Source organism: Streptomyces diacarni, from assembly GCF_003323715.1.
GTDB classification, from domain to species: Bacteria; Actinomycetota; Actinomycetes; order Streptomycetales; family Streptomycetaceae; genus Streptomyces; species Streptomyces diacarni.
Genome location: NZ_QOIN01000065.1, coordinates 1 through 23073, shown reverse-complemented (window position 1 = coordinate 23073; position 23073 = coordinate 1). Strand labels below are relative to the sequence as shown.

The following is a 23073-nucleotide window of genomic DNA, read 5'->3' as shown; positions in this document are numbered from 1 at the left end:
TGAGGGGGTCGAGGGCGTCTGCGCAGTCTTGGAGGGAGGCGCGGAAGGTGGGGTTTTCGGTGTAGAGGGTGTGGGCCATGCCGTGCCATTGGGAGCCTTGGCCGGGGAAGATGAAGATGGGGCCGGGGCCGGTGGTGTTGGCTTGTGCGGTGATGAGGTGGGGGAGGGGGCGGCCGTCGGCGAGGGCGTTGAGGGCGTGGAGGGCGTGGTCGCGGTGGTGGGTGATGATGGCGGCGCGGTGGGTGAGGTGGGCGCGGGTGGTGGCGAGGGCGTGTGCGATGTCCGGGAGGGGGATGTGGGGGTGGGTGTCGAGGTGTTGTGCGAGGTTTTTGGCGGTGGCGGTGAGTGCTTGGGGGGTTGCTGCGGACAGGAGGAGGGGAAGCGCGGGGGTCGGGGCGTGCTGGGTGGTGGGTTCGCTGGTGCTGGTGTCTTGGTTGGTGGGTTCGGGTTGTGGTGGTTGTTCGAGGATGGTGTGGGCGTTGGTTCCGCTGATGCCGAAGGCGGAGATGGCGGCGCGGCGGGGTTTGTTGGGGTGGTGGGGCCAGGGTTGGCTGTGGGTGAGGAGTTGGATGGTGCCGGTGGTCCAGTCGGCGTGGGTGGTGGGTTGGGTGGTGTGGAGGGTGCGGGGGAGGTGGGCGTGGTGGAGGGCTTGGGTGATTTTGATGATGCCGGCGATGCCGGCGGCGGCTTGGGTGTGGCCGATGTTGGTTTTGATGGAGCCGAGCCATAGGGGTGTGGTGGGGGTGTGGTGTTGGCCGTAGGTGTTGAGGAGTGCGGTGGCTTCGATGGGGTCGCCGAGGCGGGTGCCGGTGCCGTGGGCTTCGACGGCGTCGATGTCGTGGGGGGTGAGGCCGGCGTTGTTGAGGGCGGTGTGGATGAGGCGGGTTTGGGCGTGTCCGTTGGGTGCGGTCAGTCCGTTGGAGGCGCCGTCTTGGTTGATGGCGGAGCCGCGGATGACGGCGAGGATGGGGTGGTGGTTGCGGCGGGCATCGGACAACCGCTCGACCAACACCGTCCCCACACCCTCGCTCCACGCCGAGCCGTCCGCCGACTCGTCGAAGGCCTTGATCCGGGCATCGGGTGCGAGGCCCCGCTGGCGGGAGAACTCGATGAAGGACTCGACCGTCGACATGACGGTGGCGCCGCCCGCGAGGGCCAGGTCGCACTCGCCGGAGCGCAGTGACTGGGCGGCCAGGTGCAGCGCGACCAGTGACGAGGAGCACGCTGTGTCGACCGTCAGGGCCGGCCCCTCCAGGCCGAACACATATGACAGACGGCCGGAGGCGATGCTTCCCGCGCTCCCGGCGCCGATCATTCCCTCGAAGCCCTCGGGAGCCGGGGTCAGCCGGGTGCCGTGGTCGTGGGAGAGGAGGCCGACGAAGACGCCCGTGGAGGAGCCGGCCATCCCGCGCGGATTGAGCCCCGCGCGTTCGAACGTCTCCCAGGTCGTCTCCAGCAGCAGCCGCTGCTGAGGGTCCATCGACAGCGCCTCGCGGGGCGGGATACCGAAGAGGGCGGCGTCGAAGCCGGCCGCGTCCTCGAGGAAGCCGCCCTCCTTGACGTACATGTGGCCGACGGCGTCCGGGTCGGGGTCGTACAACTCCTCGATGTCCCAGCCGCGGTCGGTGGGCATCGCCGAGATCAGATCGCGCTCGTCGACGACCGCGCGCCACAGGTCCTCGGGCGAGTCGATGCCGCCGGGGAAGCGGCAGGCCGCGGAGACGATCGCGATGGGCTCCTGGTGGCCCGACTCCAGCTCCAGGAGCCGGGCGCGGGCACGGTGCAGTTCGGCCGTCACACGCTTCAAGTACTCGATGATCCGCGTGTCTTCCACGGAACGCGTCCCTTCTGCCGGCGGCCAGGAAGCTGTCCTGACCGAGTCGGTGGAGGCTTGTGGCCTGTGAGGGCTCAGAAGCTGCCCATGTCGTCGATGAAGTCGAGGAGCTGGTCGACCGATGCGTCTTTCAGGCCGAGGTCCTCGGCGCGGGCGCCGCCGTCCGTAGCCGGCGCGTTGGTGTCGCTCCACCGGGTCACGAGGGAGTGCAGCCGCATGGTGATCTTGGCCCGCAGGGCCGGGTCGGCCGTGTCGGCGCCCAGCAGGGCCAGTTCCAGCCGGTCCAGGTCGGTGAGAACCGGCGGGACGGTCTCGACCGGGGTGCCGAACAGCCTCTCGTCGAGGTAGGCGGCGATGGCCCGCGGCGTGGGGTGGTCGAAGGCGAGCGTGGCCGGGAGTTTCAGGCCGCTGAGCGCGGAGAGCCGGTTGCGGAGGTCCACCGCGGTCAGCGAGTCAAGGCCCAGCTCCCGGAAGGCGAGGCCGTCGTCGACCTGCTCGGCGGAGCCGTGCCCGAGGACGACGGCCACGGTGGTGCGGACGGTGGTCAGGAGGGCGGCGCCGCGTTCGGCGGGGCCGAGCGCGGCGAGCCGCTCCCGCAGGTCGGCCTCCCCGGCGGCACCCGCGCTGCGCCGGCCCGCCCGCACCAGGCCGCGCAGCAGTGCGGGGAGCGTTCCGTCTCCCGCCTGGGCACGCAGGGTGGGGAAGTCGAAGCGGGCGGCGATCAGGTGGGCATCGCCGCGTTCGAGGGCGGCGTCCAGCAGCCCCATGCCCTGCTCGGCGGTCAGGCTGCGGGTGCCGGAGCGGGACATCCGGCGGGCCAGGTCCTGCTCCGAGAGCCCGGCTCCCATCTCGGAACGGTCCTGCCACAGGCCCCAGGAGACGGAGAGTCCGGGCAGCCCGACCGAACGCCGGTGCTGGGCGAGGGCGTCCAGAAAGGCGTTCGCCGCACCGTAGTTGGCCTGCCCCGCGCCGCCGAAGGTGCCGGCCATCGAGGAGTACACGACGAACGCGGCCAGGTCGGCCTCCCGGGTGAGCCGGTGCAGGTGCCAGGCCGCGTCGGCCTTCGACCGGAGCACGGTCTCGACGTGGTCCGGGGTGAGGGAGCCGAGAGCGCCGTCGGCGAGGGCCCCGGCCAGGTGGAACACTCCGGTGAGCGGATGGCGGCCGGGGACCCGCGCCAGCAGCCCGGCCAGGGCCTCGGGGTCCGCCGCGTCGCAGGCGGCCACGGTCACTGTCGCTCCGGCCTGCGTCAGTTCGGCGCGCAGCTGCTCGGCGCCCGGCGCTGCGGTGCCCCGGCGGCCGGTGAGCAGCAGGTGCCGTACGCCGTGCCGGGCGACCAGGTGGCGGGCGAGGATGCCGCCGAGGGTGCCGGTGCCGCCGGTGATCACAACTGTGCCCTCGGGGTCGAGGGGGCGGTGGGCGGCAGAAACGGCCGCGTCGGCTCCGGCGGCCCGGTGGGCCCCGGCGGCCGGGTCGGCGGCGGTCGCGCGGGCGAGGCGTGGGACGCGCAGTACTCCGTCGCGCAGTGCCAGTTGGGGTTCGTCCGAGCCGAGCGCCGCGGTGAGGACGACCGGGGGCACCGCCGCCGTGTCGCTGTCCAGCAGCACGAAGCGGTCCGGTTGTTCCTGCTGCGCCGAGCGGACCAGGCCCCACAGGGGGGCGTGCGCCAGGTCCTCCGGGGCGCTTTGCGACGGGTGTGCGGGGCCGGCCGGGGCGGGCGGCGGGCTGGCCGCCACCGCCCGCCGGGTGAGGAAGACCAGCCGGGCCTGGGCCCAGCGCTCGTCGGCCGTCCACGCCCGGCACAGCGCCAGTGCGTCCAGCAGTACCCGCCGGTCTCCCGGTTCGCCGCCCCCGCCCGCCACCACCACCGCGTCGGGGACGGGAGCGCCCGCGTCCACGGCGGCGGCCAGCGCGGCCAGGTCGGGGTAGCGGCGGTCGGTGCCCGCCTCGGCGGGCCACACCGCCTCGCAGCGCTCGCCCAGCACCGCCCAGCGCATGGCGCCGGTCCCGGAGGGCGGCAGGGGTGTCCAGTCCACACGGAACAGGGAGTTCTCCGTCCCGGTGTGCGCCGTGGGCCCCGCGGTCGCCATCGGCCGTACGGTGACGGACTCGGCGGTCAGCACCGGCCGGCCGGCGCCGTCGTACAGGTGGAAAGCGAAGGCGCCGTCGCCGAGCCGCACGACCCTTACCCGCAGCTCGGTGGCGCCCTGGGCGTGCAGCGTGACACCGCTCCAGCTGAAGGCGAGCTGCCCGCTGTCCTCGAGACCGTCCAGGACGACGATGTGCAGGGCCGCGTCCAGGAGCGCGGGGTGGATGCCGTACCGCGCGGCGTTCTTCGTCTCCGGCTGCGGGAGCCGCACCTCGGCGAGGAGCACGTCGCCGTGGCGCCAGGCGGCGCTCAACCCGCGGAAGGCGGGCCCGTACTCGATGCCGGCGGAGGCGATGCGCGCGTAGGCGTCCTCGGTCGGCAGGGGTTCGGCTTCGGCGGGCGGCCAGTCGGCGAGGGGTTCGGGTTCCGCTCCGGCGGTCCCCAGGAATCCCTCGGCGTGCTGGACCCACCCGGATTCCTCGTCGGCGTCAGGCCGCGCGTGGACGCGCACGGTGCGCCGCCCCGCACCGTCCGGCGCGTCGACCGTCACCTGGACGACCGTCGCGCCGCTCGCCGGGACGGCCAGCGGTTGCTGGAGCGTCAGCTCCTCCACGGTCCCGCAGCCGACGGCGTCGCCCGCCTGCACCGCCAGTTCCACGAAGGCCGCGCCGGGCAGGATCGCCGACCCGGCCACCGCGTGGTCGTCCAGCCAGGGCAGTGAGCGCCGGACCAGTCGGCCGGTCAACACCGCTCCGCCGTCGGCGAGTTCGACGCTCGCGTCGGCCAGGGGATGCCCGGTGGCGCGCACTCCGGCGCCCACCGGCCCGTTCTCCGGCCGCAGCCAGTAGTGCTCGCGCTGGAAGGCGTACGTCGGCAGGTCGACGCGGCGCGCGCCGGTTCCCTCGAACACGGCCGCGGCCCAGTCCACGGCCACGCCGTGCGTCCACGCGTCGGCCAGGGCCCGCGCGGTGCGCTCCGGGCCGCCGTCGCCGCGGCGCAAGGTGCCCAGTGCCGCCACCCGTACGTCCTCCTCCTGGGAGGCGGCGATGTCGGTGATGCCGCCCAGCAGCAGCGGGTGCGGGCTCATCTCCAGGAACACCCGGTGCCCCCGGTCCAGCAGCTGCCGTACGGCCGCGTCGAACTGCACGGGTTCGCGCGCGTTGCGGTACCAGTACGCGCCGGACATCGACGAGGTGTCCAGCAGCTCCCCGGTGACGGTCGAGCACAACGGAACGGTGCCCTCGCGCGGGTCCAGCCCGTCGAGGGCTTCGAGAAGCCGGCCGCGCAGCCGCTCCATCTGCGGGGCGTGGCCCGGCGCCACCGCGCCGCGCACCCGGCGCACCTGCGCGCCGTCCGCCTCGGCGACCTCGAGGAACTCCTCCAGGGCCGTCACCTCGCCGGTGACGACCACGGACTCGGGCCCGTTGATCACGCCGACGCTCAACTCCCGCTCCCACGGCCCCAGTCGTTCGCGCACCCACTCGCGTGACTTGGACACCCCGGCCATCGCGCCCAGGCCCACCACGTCCACGATCAGGCGGCTGCGCTGCGCCACCACCCGGGCCGCGTCCTTGAGTGAGAGGGCACCTGCCACGTGCGCCGCCGCGATCTCGCCCTGCGAGTGGCCCACGACGGCCGCGGGGCGCACCCCGGCCGCCTGCCAGGTGCGGGCCAGGGACACCATCACCGAGAACAGCACCGGCTGCACCACGTCCAGCCGCTCCAGCGACGGCGCGTCCGACGCCCCCGCCATCGCGCCGGTCACCGACCAGCCGACCAGGTCCGCGAAGACCCGCTCGCAGTCGGCGAACGTGTCCCGGAACACCTCGGAGCGCTCCAGCAGTTCCGAGGCCATGCCGACCCACTGCGAGCCCTGTCCGGGGAAGACGAACACCGCCTCGGACCCGGTGGGCGCCCCGGTGACCACCTGCGGCGACTCCTCGCCCGCCGCCAGCGCCCGGAGCCCGGCAAGGGCGTCGTGAGGGCCGGAGGAGAGCACCACCGCGCGATGGGCCAGCGCCGTGCGCGTGGTGGCCAGCGACCAGGCCACGTCGGCCGGTTCGGGCGCTTCGGCGGCCTCCAGCAGCGCGGCCAGCCGGTCCGCCTGGCCGCGCAGTGCCGCGGGCGTGTGCCCGGACAGCACCAGGGGCGTGACCGGCGGCAGCACCCGCGACCCGGCCGGCCCCGGTTCGTCCGGCCCCGACTCGTCCGAGGCCGGCTCGGACGGAGCCTGTTCGAGGATCACGTGCGCGTTGGTGCCGCTCGCACCGAACGCCGATACACCCGCCCGGCGCGGCCGGTCCACCGCCGGCCACTCCTCGGCCTCGGTCAGCAGCCGCACCGCCCCGCGCGACCAGTCGATCCGCGTCGACGGCCGGTCCACGTGCAGCGAGCGCGGCAGCAGCCCGTGGCGCAGCGCCATCACCGTCTTGATGACGCCCGCGACGCCGGCCGCGCCCTGCGTGTGCCCGATGTTCGACTTGATCGAGCCGAGCCGCAGCGGCCGGTCGTCGGGCCGGTCCCGGCCGTACGTCGCCATCAGCGCGTGCGCCTCGACGGGGTCGCCGAGCCGGGTGCCGGTGCCGTGCGCCTCGACGGCGTCCACGTCGGCGGGGGCGAGTCCGGCGTCGGCGAGCGCCTGGCGGATGACGTGCTGCTGAGCCGTGCCGTTGGGCGCGGTCAGCCCGTTGGAGGTGCCGTCCTGGTTGAGCGCAGAGCCGCGGACGACGGCCAGCACCCGGTGCCCGTTGCGCAGCGCGTCCGGCAGGCGCTCCACCGCCAGCATGCCCACGCCCTCCGACCACATCGTGCCGTCGGCCGCCTCCGCGAACGACTTGCTGCGCGCGTCCGGCGCCATCAGCCCCTGCCCGGAGAACCCGACGAAGGCGCCCGGCGTGGCCATCACCGTCGCGGCCCCGGCCAGCGCCAGGTCACACTCGCCGTCGCGCAGCGCCCGTACCGCCTGGTGCAGCGCGACCAGAGCAGACGAGCACGCCGTGTCCACGGTGACCGCCGGGCCCTCGAAGCCGAAGGTGTACGCGATGCGCCCGCTGGCGATGGACCCGCCGATGCCCGTGGCGAAGTACGGCACCAGGTCGTCCGGCATCCGGTCGGGTCCCGGCAGGTAGTCGTGGCCGACCAGCCCCGCGAACACGCCGGTGAGGCTGCCGCGCAGCGCGCCCGCGTCCAGGCCTGCCCGTTCCATCGCCTCCCAGGCCGTCTCCAGGAGCAGCCGGTGCTGCGGATCCATGGCCAGTGCCTCGCGCGGCGAGATGCCGAAGAACGCCGGGTCGAACTCGCCCGCGTCGTGCAGGAAGCCGCTCTCCCGCGCCTCCGTCGACGTGCCCCGGTCGCCGTCCGTGCTGAACAGCTCCTCCAGGTCCCAGCCGCGGTTCTCGGGGAAGGCGCCGAGGACGTCGCACTCGTCGGCCACCACCCGCCACAGGTCTTCGGGGCTCGTGACCCCGCCGGGGAAGCGGCAGCCCATGCCGATGATCGCGACCGGCTCGTCGGGCGCACGGCGGCGGACCGGGGCCGGGGCCGTACCGGGCTCCGGCGCGTGCCCGCCGCGGCGCTCCTGGTCCAGATGGGCGGCGAGCGCCTGCGGGGTGGGATGGTCGAAGACGGCCGACGCGGGCACGGACAGGCCCGTCGCCGCGCGCAGTTCGGTGCACAGTTCTACCGCGCCGACGGAGGTCACGCCCAGTTCGGAGAAGGAGCGGTCGGTCTCCACGGCTTCCTTCGACGCGTGCCCGAGCACGGCGGCGGTGGCGGATCGGACCAGGGTGAGCGTCTCCGCCGCTGCGGGGGCGTCGGGCCTTGCGGGGGAGGGGGAGACGCGTTCGGCGGGGAGCCGTGCGGGACAGGAGGCGCCGCCGGACGAGCGGTTGGCCGTGATCCAGTACCGTCGGCGTTCGAAGGCGTACGTCGGCAGCGGTGCGCGCACCGCGCCCGTGCCGGCGAACACCGCGTCCCAGTCGACGTGCACCCCCGCCGCGTACGCCTGGCCGAGCCCGGCCAGCAGGGACCGTGTCTCGGGACGGCCCTTGCGCAGCGTCGGAGCCAGGACCGCGGCCGCGGGGTCGACGAGGCAGTCCGCCGCCATCGACGCGAGCACCCCGTCGGGCCCCATCTCCAAGAAGACCCGCCCGCCGTCCGCCTCCGCGGCGCGCACGGCGTCCAGGAAGCGGACCGGTTCGCGCAGGTGCCGTACCCAGTACTCGGGGTCGGTGACCTCGCCGGGTGCGGCGAGGTCACCGGTGAGCGACGAGACCAGGGGGATCCGCGGCGCGTGGTAGGCCAACCGGGCGGCCACCTCGCGAAACGCGGCCATGGCGGGTTCCATGAGCACCGAGTGGAAGGCGTGGCTGACGGTCAGACGCCGGGTCTTGTGACCGCGCTCCGCCAGCGTGCGTGCCACCTCCTCGGTCGCCCGCGCCTCGCCCGACAGCACGACGGACCGCGGGCCGTTGACGGCGGCGATGCCGACGCCGGGCGTGAGCAGCTCCCGGGTCTCGGCCTCACCCGCCCGCACCGAGATCATCACGCCGCCCTCCGGCAGCCGGTCCATGACCCGGCCGCGCGCGGCCACCAGCGCGCACGCGTCGGCCAGCGACAGCACCCCGGCGGCGTGCGCGGCGGTCAGCTCGCCGACGGAGTGTCCGGCCAGCCGCTTCGGGACCACCCCCCAGGACTCCACCAGCCGGAACAGCGCCGTCCCGACGGCGAACAGGGCGGGCTGGGTGAACGCCGTACGGTCCAGGGCCGCCGGGTCGCCGGACAGGACCGGCCGCAGCGGGCGTTCGAGCAGCGGGTCGAGGTGCGCGCACACCTCGTCGAGGGCGGCGGCGAACACGGGGAACTCCTTCGACAGCTCCCCTGCCATGCCCGCGTACTGCGCGCCCTGGCCGGTGAACAGCAGCGTCAGCGAGGGCTGTTCCGCCGCCTCGCCGCGGGCGACACCCGCGCCCGGCGTGCCGTCGGCCAGCGCACCCAGCCCGGCCAGCAGCTCTTCGCCGTCCGCAGCGACGACCACGGCACGGTGCCGCATCCTGGCCCGGGTGGTGGCGGCCGACCAGGCGAGGTCCAGCGGGCGCAGCCGGGGCTCCGCCCGCAGATGGCCGGCCAGCCGGGCCGCCTGGCCGCGCAGCGCCTCGGGTGTGTGGGCGGAGAGCAGCCAGGGCAGCGCCGAGGGGGCGCCGTGGCGGGCCTGCCCTTCGCCGTCCGCCGGGGCCTCGGCGGACGGACCGGGCCCGCCGGCCTCGACGGCCCCGCCGTCGGTCTCGTCGGCCTCCTCCAGCACCACGTGTGCGTTCGTCCCGCTGATCCCGAAGGACGACACCGCGGCGCGGCGCGGCCGATCCGTCCGTGGCCACTGCCGCTCGTCGTGCAGCAGCCCGACGCCGGCCGTGTCCCAGTCGACGTGCGTGGTGGGCGGCTCGGCGTGCAGGGTGCGGGGCAGGACGCCGTGCCGCAGGGCGAGGACGGTCTTGATGACGCCGGCGACCCCGGCGGCGGCCTGAGTGTGGCCCAGGTTGGACTTGACGGACCCGAGCCACAGCGGCGACCCGGGCTCCCGGTCCCGGCCGTAGGTGGCGAGCAGCGCGTCCACCTCGATGGGGTCGCCGAGCCGGGTGCCGGTCCCGTGCGCCTCGACGGCGTCCACGTCGGCCGGGGCCAGGCCCGCGTCCTCGAGTGCCGCCCGGATCACCCGCTGCTGAGCCGTGCCGCTGGGCGCGGTCAGTCCGTTGGAGGCGCCGTCCTGGTTGACGGCCGAGCCGCGTACGACCGCGAGGACCCGGTGGCCGTTGCGGCGGGCGTCCGAGAGCCGTTCCAGGAGCAGCATGCCCACGCCCTCCGACACGGCGGTGCCGTCGGCCCGCTCCGAGAACGTCTTGCAGCGGCCGTCCGGCGCCAGGCCTCGCTGCCGGGAGAACTCCACCAGTGTCCACGGGGTCGCCATCACCGTGGCCCCGCCCGCGAGAGCCAGGCCGCACTCGCCGCCGCGCAGCGCCCGTACGGCCTGGTGCAGCGCCACCAGGGACGCCGAGCACGCGGTGTCCACGGTGAGTGCGGGCCCCTCCAGGCCCAGCGTGTAGGCGACCCTCCCGGACAGCACGCTCTGTGTGGAGCCGGGGCCGAGGTAGCCGCCGAGGTCCGCCACGCCGTCCATCATGGGTGCGATGTAGTCCTGGCCGTTGGTGCCGACGAACACACCCGTGCCGCTGCCGCGCAGCGCCTCGGGGTCGATCGCCGCGTCCTCCAGGGTCTCCCAGGCGACCTCGAGGAGCAGCCGCTGCTGCGGGTCCATGGCGAGGGCCTCGCGCGGCGAGATCCCGAAGAAGGCCGCGTCGAAGTCGCCCGCCGTGGCGAGGAACCCGCCCTCGCTGACGTACGCCGTGCCGGGCGCGGCCGGGTCCGGGTCGTAGAGCTCCGGCAGCTGCCAGCCCCGGTCGGCGGGCAGCGGCCCGATCGCGTCCGTGCCCTCGGACAGCAGCCGCCACAGCTCGTCGGGGGAGGAGACGTCCCCGGGGAAGCGGCAGCCCATGCCGACGATGGCGACCGGCTCCGCGCGCTCGGCCTCCAGCTGCGCCATCTGCCGCTTGGCGGAGGTGAGTTCGTCCGCCATCCACTTGAGGGTCTCGACGACCTTGTCGTCGCCGGTCTCCGGGGAGCCGGTGCCGCGGTCGCTGTCGCTGCTCGTCACTGCACGCATCTCCTGTGCTGCCTGGTCCTGTCGCTGGTCCTGTGCCCGGGGCCGGGCCGGGGTGCCGCTCATCGGCCGAACCGTTTCTGGATGAGGCCGAGAACCTCCTCGGCGCTCGTCGCCGAAGCCAGCGCGTCACCGCCGTCGTCCCCGTCCCGGTCCCCGTCCGCAGCCGGGGTGTCCGGGAGCCGGGCGAGCAGGGCCCGCAGCCGGGACGCCACCGCCGACGAGGCGGGGGCGTCCAGGCGGTCCAAGGCCGCCTCCAGACGGCCCAGTTCGGCCTCCACCGGGAGGTCTTCGTCCTCTGCGGACGCGGGCCCGTCCGTGGTGGGCCCGTCGTCGAGGGCGAGCTCGGTGAGGACGTGGGCCGCCAGCGCCTCCGGCGTGGGGTGGTCGAAGACGACTCCCACCGGCAGCCGCAGCCCGGTGGCCGCGCCGAGCCGGTTGCGGAACTCCACCGCTGTGAGCGAGTCGATGCCGAGTTCGCGGAAGAGCCGGGTGGCCGAGATCGCGCCCGGGTCGGCGTGTCCGAGCACCGCGGCGAGCTGGCGCAGCACCAGGTCCCGCACCAGCGCCGCACGGTCGCCGGCCGCCGCCTCCCCGAGCCGGTCACGGAGTCCGGCGCCGGTCTGAGCCTCCGCCGCACCGGCCGCGGACTCCGCCGGGTCCGCGGCGTCCGGCCCTGAGGCCTTGCGGTAGCCGGGGAGGCCGAGGAACAGCCGGGTCGGCCGGGCGCCCGCCGAGCCGGCGCCGGAGCGGCCGAAGTCCACGTCCGCGACGACCAGGTGGCCGCTGTCGCAGGCCACCGCCCGCTCCAGCGCGCGCACCGCCCGCCCCGGGTCCATCGACTCCATCGCGAACCGCTGCAGCCGGTTGGCCATCACCTCGCCGCCCTCGAGACCGCTGCCGCCCGCCCAGTGCCCCCAGCCGACGGACAGCGCGGGCAGGCCCAGCGCCCGGCGCCGCAGCGCGAGCGCGTCGAGGTAGGCGTTGCCGGGCGCGTAGCCGCCCTGCCCGGCATCCGCCGTGACGCCCGCGAACGACGAGAACAGCACGAACGCGTCCAGCGGAAGGTCCCGTGTCAGCTCGTCGAGATGGTGCGCCGCCCGTGCCTTCACGCGCAGCGACCGCTGGAGCTGATCGGCCGTCAGGGACGTCAGCAGCGCGTCGTCCACGACCGCCGCCGTGTGCACCACGGCGGTCAGCGGATCCTCCACCGGCACCCGAGCCAGCAGTTCCTCCACGGCGGTACGGTCGCCGAGGTCGCAGGCGGCGACGGTCACCCGCGCGCCGAGCGCGGCGAGTTCGGCCTCCAGCTCCCGCGCACCCGGCGCGTCCGGGCCCCGCCGTCCGGCCAGCAGCAGGTGGGGCGCCCCGAGGGCGGCCAGATGCCGGGCCACATGGGCGCCGAGGGCGCCCGTGCCGCCGGTGACCAGCACCGTCCCCGTGGGCTTCCAGCGCTCCGGCCGTTCGTCGAGCGGTGCGGGCACCAGCCGCCGGGTCAGCGCCGCCGTAGCGCGGACCGCCACCTCGTCCTCACCGGTGTCCCCGGACACCGCGGCCACCAGCCGCGTCAGCTCGCGCGCCCCCGGTTCCTGCCCGGCGGGCAGATCGACGACCCCGCCCCACCGCTCGGGATGCTCCTGGCGCGCGGTGGCCCCGAGCCCCCACACCGTGGCCTGCTCCGGCGCGGACACGGCATCCGCCGGCTCCGCGCCGACCGCGCCCCGGGTGAGCACCCACAGCGGCGCAGGCCAGTCCACGTCGCCGAGGGCCTGGACGACGGCCAGCGTGGCCGCCAGTGCCGACGGCACGGCGTCGTGACCGGGGCACACGCCCTCCAGCAGCCCGGTCAGCGCCAGTACACCGGCTGGGGCCTCGAACCCGTCCAGCGCCTCCGCCACGGCGGCCCGGCCGGCCCCGGCGGGCAGTCCGAGCTGTCTCGTGCGCGCCCCGTGCGCGTCGAGCGCCGTTCCGATCTGCGCGGCCACCGAACGGGCCGCCGCGTCGTCGGGTACGAGGAGCAGCCAGTCCCCGGCCAGTGAGGGCCGTGCGGCGGCGCGCACCGGCTCCCACACCACCCGGTGCCGCCACCGGTCCAGCGCCGCGTCCTCACGGGAGGTCTCCCGCCAGTCGGCGAGCGCGGGCAGTACGTCCAGCAACGAGTCCACCTGGCCGTTCACGAGGGGCAGTTCGCCCAGGAGCGCCTCGACGTCCCCGCTCACGACCGCGTCCCAGAAGCGCCGCTGGGCCGCGGCCCCGTCCCCTTCCCCGGCCGCGTCCGGCGCCTGCGCGGCGGCGGGCGAGGTGAAGTAGGCCGACTGGCGCGGTGCGTCCAGCCAGTACCGCTGCCGCTGGAAGGCGTACGTCGGAAGGTCGACGAAGGCGGCCCGTACCTGCGGATGCACCGCCCGCGGCCAGTCGACGGGCGCACCGGCGACGTACGCCGCGCCCAGCGAGAGCGCGAACCTGTGCGGTCCGCCCTCGTCCCGGCGCAGCGTCCCCAGCGCGGACGCGGAAGCGCCCGCGTCCTCCATGACCTCCTGGAGCCCCGCCAGCAGCACGGGATGGGGGCTCGCCTCGAGGAACACCCGGTGCCCGCGGTCGAGCAGCTCGCGTACGGCGGCGTCGAAGCGCACCGGCTCGCGCATGTTGCGGTACCAGTAGTCGGCGTCCATCCCGGACCCGTCGGCCAGGGCAGCCGTGACCGTCGAGACGACCGGGACCTCGCCCGGCCTCGGTGCGACGGGGGCCAACTCGCCGCGGACGCGCTCGCGCACCAGTTCCACCTGGGCCGAGTGCCCGGCGGCGATCGCGCCCTTGACCCGGCGGGCGCGGACGCCCGCCGACTCGGCGTCCGCCAGAAACTCCTCCACGGCGGTGGCCTCGCCCGACACCACCACCGACTCGGGTCCGTTGACGGCGGCCACGCTCAGCCGCCCGCCCCAGCGCTCCAGCCGGGCGGCGACCCACTCCCGGGAGCGGGCCACCGACGCCATGGCGCCGAGCCCGGACAGCTCCTCCTGCATGGCCTTGCTGCGCAGGCAGATGATCCGTGCCGCGTCCGGCAGGGACAGCGCGCCCGCGACGCAGGCCGCCGCCACCTCGCCCTGCGAGTGCCCGACGACCGCCGCAGGCACCACCCCGGCCGCCCGCCAGGTGTCGGCCAGCGCCACCATCACCGCGAACAGCAGCGGCTGGACCACGTCGAGCCGCTCCATCGAGGGCGCGCCCGGACGGCCGTGCAGCACGTCGAGGACCGACCAGTCCACGAACTCTCCCAGCGCCTTGTCGCACACGTCGAGGGACCGGGCGAACACGGGGGAGGAGTTGAGGAGTCCGAGCGCCATGCCGGGCCACTGCGAGCCCTGCCCCGGGAAGACCAGGACCGGCCCCGCGCCCGGCGCGGCCGCGCCGGTGACCAGCGCGGCGTGCGCTTCGGAGTCGGCCAGCGCGGTGAGCGCGGCCAGCGCCTCGTCCCGCTCGCCGGCGACGACGGCCGCACGGTGTTCGAGCTCCGTCACGCGCGTGGCCGCCAGCGCCCGCCCCAGCAGGGGAAGTTCCAGCCCGGGCCGGCCGGCGAGCCAGCCGTGCAGCCGCCGGGCCTGATCGCGCAGCCCGGCCCCGGTCGCGGCGGACAGGGGCAGGACGGCGGGTCCGGAGGCGAGGGCCGCGGGGGCGGGGGCGGACACGGGTTGCGGATCCGGTCCCAGTCCCCGGTCCCCCTCCGGTCCGAGTTCCCCTTCTTCCTGCGCCGCGCTGCCCGGCGGCTCCTCCAGGATCACGTGCGCGTTCGTCCCGCTGATCCCGAACGCCGACACGGCCGCCCGCCGCGCCCGTTCGACCTGTGGCCACGCCCGGCTCTCGGTGAGCAGTTCCAGCCCGCCGGAGGACCAGTCCACGTGCGAGGAGGGGGCGGCCACGTGCAGGGTGCGGGGCAGGACGCCGTGGCGCAGGGCGTGCACCATCTTCATCACGCCCGCGATACCCGCCGAGGCCTGCGTGTGGCCGATGTTGGACTTCAGCGATCCCAGATACAGCGGCCGTTCGGCGGGCCGGTCCTGCCCGTAGGCGGCGATGAGCGCGGACGCCTCGATGGGGTCGCCGAGCGGGGTGCCGGTGCCGTGCCCCTCGACGGCGTCCACGCCGTCCGGCGGCAGCCCGGCGTCGGAGAGGGCCTGCCGGATGACCCGCTGCTGGGCGGTGCCGCTGGGCGCGCTCAGTCCGTTGGAGGCGCCGTCCTGGTTGACGGCCGAGCCGCGGATCACGGCCAGCACCGGATGCCCGTTGCGCCGCGCGTCCGACAGCCGCTCGACGACGAGTGTGCCGATGCCCTCGGAGAAGGCGGAGCCGTCCGCGTCCTCGGAGTACGAGCGGCAGCGCCCGGTCCTGCCGAGCACCTGCTGCCTGCTGAACTCCACGAAGCCGCCCGGCGTCGACATGACCGTCGCGCCGCCCGCCACCGCCAGGTCGCATTCCCCGCCGCGCAGGGCCCGCACCGCGAGGTGCAGGGCGACCAGGCCCGCCGAGCAGGCCGTGTCGAGGGTGAGGGTGGGGCCTTCGAGGCCGAAGACGTAGGCGACCCGGCCGGACAGCACGCTGGCGGTGTGCCCGAGCAGCAAGTGGTTGGCGACCCCTTCGGGGGCGTCCGTCACCGCGCCCGCGTAGTCCTGTTCACCGGCGCCGACGAAGACGCCGGTGCTGCTGCCGCGCAGCGAGGTCGGCGGAATACCGGCCCGCTCGAACGCCTCCCAGGTCGTCTCCAGCAGCAGCCGCTGGTGCGGGTCCATGGCCAGCGCCTCGCGTGGCGATATCCCGAACAGCCCCGGGTCGAAGCCGGCGATGTCGTCCAGGAATCCGCCCTCGCGCGAGTACGTGGTTCCTGACGTGGTCGAGTCCGGGTCGTAGAGCGTGGCCAGGTCCCAGCCGCGGTCGGTCGGGAAGTCCACGACGGCGTCCCGCTCCTCGGCCACCAGCCGCCACAGGTCCTCGGGGCTGACCGCGCCGCCCGGGTAGCGGCAGGCCATGCCGACGACGGCCACCGGCTCGTCCGCCGTCGCATCCGTTACCGCAGCGGGCGGCGCGGACTCCCGCTCCGCGCCCGCCAGTCGGCCGCGTACCGAGCGGGCCAGGTCCTGCGGGGTCGGGTGGTCGAAGACGACGGTGGCGGGCAGGGCGAGGCCGGTCGCCGCCGTGATCCGGTTGCGCGCCTCCACGGCGGTCAGCGAGTCCAGGCCCAGGCTCTTGAACGTCTGCGTGACGTCGAGGTCGTGTGCCGTGTCGTGCCCGAGGGCCGCCGCCACCTCGTCCCGTACCAGTGCCAGCACCGCACGTTCCTGCTCGACGGGCGGCAGCGCGCCCATGCGGCGCGCGAAGTCGCCGCCGGCCGCCGCTTCGTCCGCCGCTCCGCCCTCGGCGGCGGCTTCCGCGTCGCCGTGCGCCGCCGCCAAGGCGAACAGCGGGCCGGGCCGCACGGCGGAGAACAGCGTCGTCAGCCGCTCCCAGTCCACATCGGCGACGACGTGACAGGCCCGGTCCGACTCCAGCGTGCGCCCCAGCGCGGCCAGGGCTTCCGCCGGATCCAGGGGGCGCAGGCCGCCGCGCCGCAGCAGCACTGCCACCTCCTCGTCCTCCGCCATACCGGCGCCCGCCCACGGCCCCCACGCGACGGACGTCGCGCACAGCCCGTCGGCCCGCCGCCGCTGGGCGAGGGCGTCCAGTACCGCGTTGCCCGCGGCGTACGCGGCCTGTCCCGCGCTGCCCCACACCCCGGCGACCGAGGAGAACAGCACGAAGGCGTCCAGCTCCAGGCGAAGCTCCTGGGTCAACTCGTTCAGATGGCGCGCCCCGTCGGCCTTGCCCGCGACCACCGCGGCCCACTCCTCGGCCGACAGCCCGGCCACCGGGTGTGCCTCGAAGGCACCGGCCGCGTGGAAGACGGAGGTGGGCCGGTGGCGCGCGAGCAGGTCGGCGAGCGCGGCGCGGTCCGCGGTGTCGCAGGACTCCACCGACACCTCGGCGCCGCTCTCCCGCAGCGCGGCCACGAGGCCGGCCGCGCCCGGAGCGGCCTCGCCGCGGCGACCGGTGAGGACGAGCCGCCGGGCGCCGTTTACCGCGAGCCACCGGGCCACGTGGGCGCCGAGCGCCCCGGTACCGCCAGTGACGAGAACGGTCCCACCGGCCCGCCACGGCCGCCGGGGCGCCACGGTGCCGACTGTCGCCGTACCGGCCGTGCCCGTACCGGCTGCCCTCGTACCGGCCGTACCGCCGGCGGCCGGTACGACACGGCGTCCCCGGGCGTGCCCGGCGCGCAGCGCGACCTGGTCCTCCCGGCCGGGGCCGTTTGCCTCGGCGAGTACGGCGCACAGGGCGTCGAGGTCGCGGTCGCCGAAGTCGCCCACGTCCGCCAGACCGCCCCAGGCGGCGGGAAGTTCGAGCGAGACCACCTGGCCGAGCCCCCACACCGCGGCCTGCTCCACCGCCCGTACCGGATCCTGGGCCCCGGTGGAGACGGCCCCTTCGGTGAGGAACCACAGCGGGGCGTCCGCCGCCGCGTCCCGGGCCGCCTCCTGGGCGGCCGCCAGCGCGAACAACCCCGGATTCGGCGCGAGGGCAGCCGCGACCACGACACCGGCGACGTCGCCGGCCCCGGCGGCGCCCGCCGCCGGCTCCGGCACGACCTCGGCCCCGGCCCGCTCCAGCGCGGAGCGGAGAGCCGTCGCCCGTGGGTCCGCCGGGTCGGCTCCGGCCGGCAGGGCCACGCGCCACCGCCCGCGCAGCCGCGGCCTGTCGGCGGTCACCGGTACCCACGCCACCCGGTGGGCACAGCGCCGCAGCCGGTCCGCGCGGTCCCGGGTGCTCAGCAACGCGTCCAGCGTCCGCGTCTGCTCCTCGGTGAGGTCCAGCTCCGAGGCGAGCCCCCCGAACGTATCGAGGGCGGTCGTCGTCCGGGCGGGTGCGGACAGCCAGAAGCGGCGATGCCGGAAGGGGTAGCCGGGCAGCTCGACGGTCCGGGCGCCCGTGCCTTCGAACGCCCGCGACCACTCCACCCGCAGACCCGACAGGTGCAGCGCCGACAGTGCCTCCACGAAGGCCGCCGTCTCCGACCGGTCGGTGCGCAGCGCCGCGACGATCACGGCAGAGGCGTCCTCGGGCAGGCTCTCGCGCACGGCCCCGGCGAGCGCTCCCGCGGACCCCAGTTCCAGGTACGCCGTGGCGCCCGCCGCGTGCAGCGCGCCGACACCGTCGGCGAAGCGGACCGCCTCGCGCACGTGCCGCACCCAGTAGGCGGGCGAGCACAACGCGTCCGGATCGGCCGGTGCGCCGGTCAGATCGGACACGACGGGCAGCGCGGGCGGATGGAAGGAGACGTGGGACAGGGCGTCGGCGAAGTCGTCCAGCACCGTGTCCATGTGCGCCGAGTGGAAGGCGTGGCTGACCCGCAGCAGCCGAACTCGCCGCCCCCGCGCCCGGAACCGCTCCGCCACCTCCTCGACGGCCTCGCGGTCGCCGGACACGACCACGGACGACGGCCCGTTGACCGCGGAGACGCACACCCGGTCGCCGTACCCGGCGAGCGTGCGCCCGGCCTCCTCCTCTCCGGCCTCCACGGCGGCCATCGCCCCGTCGGCCGGCACGGCCCGCATCAGCCGCCCGCGCGCGGCCACCAGCGCGCAGGCGTCGGCCAGGGACCACACCCCGGCGACACAGGCCGCCGCGAACCCGCCGATGGAATGCCCGATCAGCACACCGGGCCGCACGCCCCAGTGCTCCAGGAGCCGGTACAGCGCCACCTCGACGGCGAAGATCGCGGCCTGTGCGTGGTCGGTACGGTCCAGCGACTCCTGGTCGGTGCCGAACACGACGTCCCGCAGGGGCTGGTCGAGATGCGGAGCGAAGTGCTCGCACACCTCGTCGAAGGCGGCGGCGAACACCGGCTGCGTCTCGCACAGTTCCCGGCCCATGCCGAGCCGCTGGCTACCCTGACCGCTGAAGACGACCGCGAGCAGCGCGTCCTTCCGTGCCCTGCCGGTCAACGTCCCCGCGGCTGACCGTCCCTCTGCCAGCGCCCGCAGCCGCTCGACCGCCTGTTCCCGCCCGTCGGCGACGACCGCGGCCCGCCAGGGCAGCGCGCTGCGGGTGGCCGTCAACGACCAGGCCACGTCCGCGAGTTCCACACGGCTGTCCGCGGTTGCCGCGGGCGCCGCGTGCCCCGCCGCCTCCACGGTTTCCACGGTCTCCGCCGTCTGTACGGTCTCCGCGATCCGTGCGGCCTGCGCGCGCAGCGCCTCCCCGTCGGCCGCCGACAGCAGCAGCGGCACGACGGCGGGATCCGGGCCGCGCTCGGGCGGCTCGGCGGGCGGCGGCGCCTGCTCCAGGATGACGTGCGCGTTCGTGCCGCTGATCCCGAACGACGACACCGCGGCCCGCCGTGGCCTGTCCACCTCAGGCCACGCCCGCGTGCGCGCGAGCAGTTCCACCGCGCCGGACGCCCAGTCCACGTGCGAGGAGGGCTCGGCCGCGTGCAGGCTGCGCGGCAGCACGCCCTCGTCCAGCGCCTTGACCATCTTGATCACACCGGCGACGCCCGCGGCGGCCTGGGTGTGGCCGAGGTTGGACTTCACCGAGCCGAGATGGAGCGGCTGTCCGGCCGCCCGGTCCCTGCCGTACGTCTCCAGCAGGGCCCCGGCCTCGATCGGGTCGCCCAGGGCGGTGCCGGTGCCGTGGCCCTCGACGGCGTCGACGTCGGCCGGAGCGAGTCCGGCGTCGGCGAGCGCCTCGCGGATGACGCGCTGCTGGGCGATGCCGCTGGGCGCGGTCAGTCCGTTGGAGGCGCCGTCCTGGTTGACGGCCGAGCCGCGGAGCACGGCCAGCACCCGGTGCCCGTTGCGCCGCGCGTCCGACAGCCGCTCCACCAGCAGCATGCCCACGCCCTCCGACCAGCCGGTGCCGTCGGCTCCCTCGGCGAACGACTTGCAGCGGCCGTCGCGCGCGAGCCCGCCCTGCCGGGAGAACTCCACGAACGTGTCCGGCGTGACCATCACGGTCACTCCGCCGGCCAGCGCCAGATCGCACTCCCCGCGCCGCAGCGACTGCGCGGCCAGATGCAGCGTCACCAGCGACGACGAGCACGCGGTGTCCACCGTCATGGCGGGCCCCTCAAGGCCCAGCGCGTAGGCGATCCGACCCGAGGCGACACTGCCCGCGCCGCCCGTCAGCAGATGGCCCTCGACACCTTCCGGCACCTCGGTCCGTCCGCTGCCGTAGTCGTGGTACATCAGCCCGGCGAACACACCGCCACGCGAGCCGTGCACGTCCTCTGCCGGGATCCCCGCGTTCTCCAGGGCCTCCCAGGACACCTCGAGCAGCAGACGCTGCTGCGGATCCATGGCCAGCGCCTCGCGCGGCGATATCCCGAACAGCGCCGGGTCGAACCCGGCGGCGTCCTCCAGGAACCCGCCGTGCCGCGTGGCACTCGTGCCGCGCGCGCCCTCGCCGTCCGCCGTGTCGAACAGCGCGGCCAGGTCCCAGCCACGGTCCACGGGGAACTCGCCCACCGCCTCCCGCTCCTGGAGCACCAGCCGCCACAGATCGTCCGGCCCGTTCACCGCACCCGGATAGCGGCAGGCCATCCCGACGACAGCGACCGGCTCGTCCTCGCGCCCCGCGCCCCGCGCAACGGCGCTCTCTGCCGCGCCCGGCACGGCCTCGTTCCCGGCCAGCCGCTCGTCCAGGAACCGGGCCAGAGCGTGCGGCGTGGGGTGGTCGAAGACCACCGTGGACGGCAGGGCGAGACCGGTGACCGCCGCCAGCCGGTTGCGCACCTCGACGGCCATCAGCGAGTCGAGGCCCAGGTCCCTGAACTCACGGGCCACATCCAGCCCGTTCCCGCTCTCGTGCCCCAGCACCAGCGCCGTCTCGTCGCGGACCACGCCCAACAGCAGCCGCTCCCGCTCGTCGGCGGACAGCCCGGCCAGCCGCTCCTCCAGCCCGGACCGGGACGCCGTCGTCGCGCCCTGAGAACCCTGACCGCTTCGAGTGCCCTGAGCGACCGCCCGCCGTACGGAACGCGGCGCGAGCCGCGACAGCAGCGGAGGCACCGGCCGCCCGGCCCGCACCAGCGCCTCCGCGTCGATCCGCGCCGGCACCACAGCGGCCGGGCCACCGTCCCGCGCCGCGGTCCCGGCGAGGGCGGTGTCCAGCAGGGCCAGCCCCTCCCCGGCGGACAGCGGCAGCAGCCCGGCACGCCGCATACGCGCCAGATCCCGCCCGTCCAACCGCCCGGTCATCCCCGACGGCTGCTCCCACAACCCCCACGCCAACGACAGTGCGGGCAACCCCAGTTGCCTCCGGCGCGCGGCCAGGGCGTCGAGGAACGCGTTGGCCGCCGCGTAGTTGGCCTGCCCCGGGTTGCCGAGGACACCCGCCACCGACGAGAACAGCACGAAGGCCGACAGGTCCAGCCCGGCGGTCAGCTCGTGCAGATGCCAGGCGGCCCGCGCCTTGGGCCGCAGCACCGCCGCCATGGCCTCGTCGCTCAGGCCCTCGACCGTCGCGTCCTGCAGAACACCCGCCATGTGCACCACGGCGCCCAGCGGATGCGCCGACTCCTGCACCTCTTCCACGATGCGGGCCAGCGCCTCCCGGTCCCCGACGTCGCAGGCACGTACGTCCACGACGGCACCCGACTCAGCCAACGTCCGGATCAGCTCGTCTGCTCCGGCCGCGTCCGCCCCCGAACGGCTGAGCAGCAGCAGCCGCCGCGCCCCGTGGACGGTGACCAGGTGCCGCGCCACGAGCGAGCCCAGACCACCGGTGCCGCCGGTCACCAGGACCGTACGGCCGGGGTCGAACGCGGGCGCGACAGCGCACTCGGCGAGCGGATGCCGAACGAGGCGCGGAACGTACGGCGTCCCGCCCCGCAGCGCGATCTGGGGCTCCTCCCCGACAACCGCGACGACGGGCGTGACGTCGGTCTCCCCGGGCTCGCCGGTGTCGTCCGTATCGTCTGTCTCGTCTGTCTCGTCTGTGTCGATGAGGACGAACCGGCCGGGATGCTCGCTCTGTGCCGATCGCACCAGCCCCCAAACGGCCGCCGCCGCCGGATCGGCGGCCCGGTCGCCTTCGTTCACCGCGACTGCGCCCCGGGTCCGTACCACCAGCCTGCGGTCGCGAAGGCCCGGGTCGGTCAGGAAGCGGCGGACGACCTCCAGCACGGACAGGACCAGCTCGCCGAGCTCCTGGGAGGAGGGTCCCGCGAGGTCCAGGAGCACGGGAGAGAGCGCGCCGGAATCCTCGGACCTGCCGGGCTCATCGGGCCCGGCGGGTCCGAGGAGCACGTCGAGCCCTTCGGGCCCGGAGACGACGGCGGCCCCTTCGAACTCGGCCGGGCCGCTCTCCTCCCAGCGCACGGCGAGCAGCGTCTCGGACCGCGAGCGCGCACGGAGCGCCTCCCCGGCAACCGGCACCAGCGCCAGCGACGCCACGGACACGACCGGCGCCCCGGTGCCGTCCACAGCCGTCAGCTCCACGGTCTCCCGCCCCGTACGGCGCACCAGTACCCGCAGCGCCCGCGCGCCGGAGGCGTGCACCCGCACCCCCGACCACGCGAACGGCAGCCGGATCCCCGCCACTCGGGGCAGCAGCCCGCTCGCCGCCACGGCGTGCAGGGCGGCGTCGAGGAGCGCCGGATGCAGCAGGTACCCGTCGGCCGCCCCCGCCTCCGCCGGCAGCTCGACCTCCGCGAACACCTCGTCCCCACCGTCGTTCCCGTCGTCGACGGCGTCCTCGCGGCGCCAGAGGGCACGGACGCCCTGGAAGGCGGGGCCGTAGTCGTACCCCTCGCTCGCCAGGTCGTCGTAGAGCGTGGCCGTCGGCAGGGCGCGGGCACCGGGCGGCGGCCAGGTGGTGAGACCGGCGGACGAGCCGTCGGCGCCGTCCGCGTCGCCCTCCGCCAGCAGGCCTTCGGCGTGGAGCGTCCACTCGGCCTCCGCACGGGCCGGTGCCGGCCGGGAGTGCACGGTCACGGGACGGCGTCCGGACGCGTCCGGCCCGCCCACCGCGACCTGTACGTTCACCGGCCCGGTGAGCGCCAGCGGCGCCCGCAGCGTCAGCTCCTCGACCGACCCGCACCCGACCTCGTCGCCGGCCCGCACCGCCATCTCCACGAAGGCGGTGCCGGGCAGCAGCACCGTCCCGGCGACCGCGTGATCGACGCACCACTCGGGAGACTCCGCCCCCACCGTGCCCGTCAGCACCACGCCCGCGTCCGCGCCCGCCAACGGCACGGCCGCGCTCAAGAGCGGGTGGTCGCGCCTGTCGACCCCGGGCTGAGTGGCGGTGGCGACGCTTGGCTTCAGCCAGTAGTGGTGGTGTTGGAAGGGGTAGGTGGGGAGGGGGGTGTGGTGGGTGGGGTGGTGGGTGGTCCAGGTGGGTGTGGTGCGG

At 75.5% G+C, this 23073-nt stretch carries 2 protein-coding genes and 1 pseudogene; all 3 read right to left on the bottom strand.

The window, feature by feature from the left end:
• Positions 1-1798, bottom strand: a pseudogene (locus DTL70_RS29625) (type I polyketide synthase); the annotation flags it as partial.
• A 110-nt stretch (positions 1799-1908) separates the two neighbouring features.
• The gene (locus DTL70_RS34590) at positions 1909-10629 is read right to left on the bottom strand and encodes a type I polyketide synthase (protein ID WP_245980022.1); all 8721 of its coding nucleotides are present in this window, start codon (positions 10627-10629) and stop codon (positions 1909-1911) included.
• 68 nt (positions 10630-10697) lie between these two features.
• On the bottom strand, positions 10698-22928 hold the full coding sequence (locus DTL70_RS34585; RefSeq protein ID WP_245980012.1) for a type I polyketide synthase: 12231 nt from the start codon (positions 22926-22928) through the stop codon (positions 10698-10700).
• Positions 22929-23073: the final 145 nt, after the last annotated feature.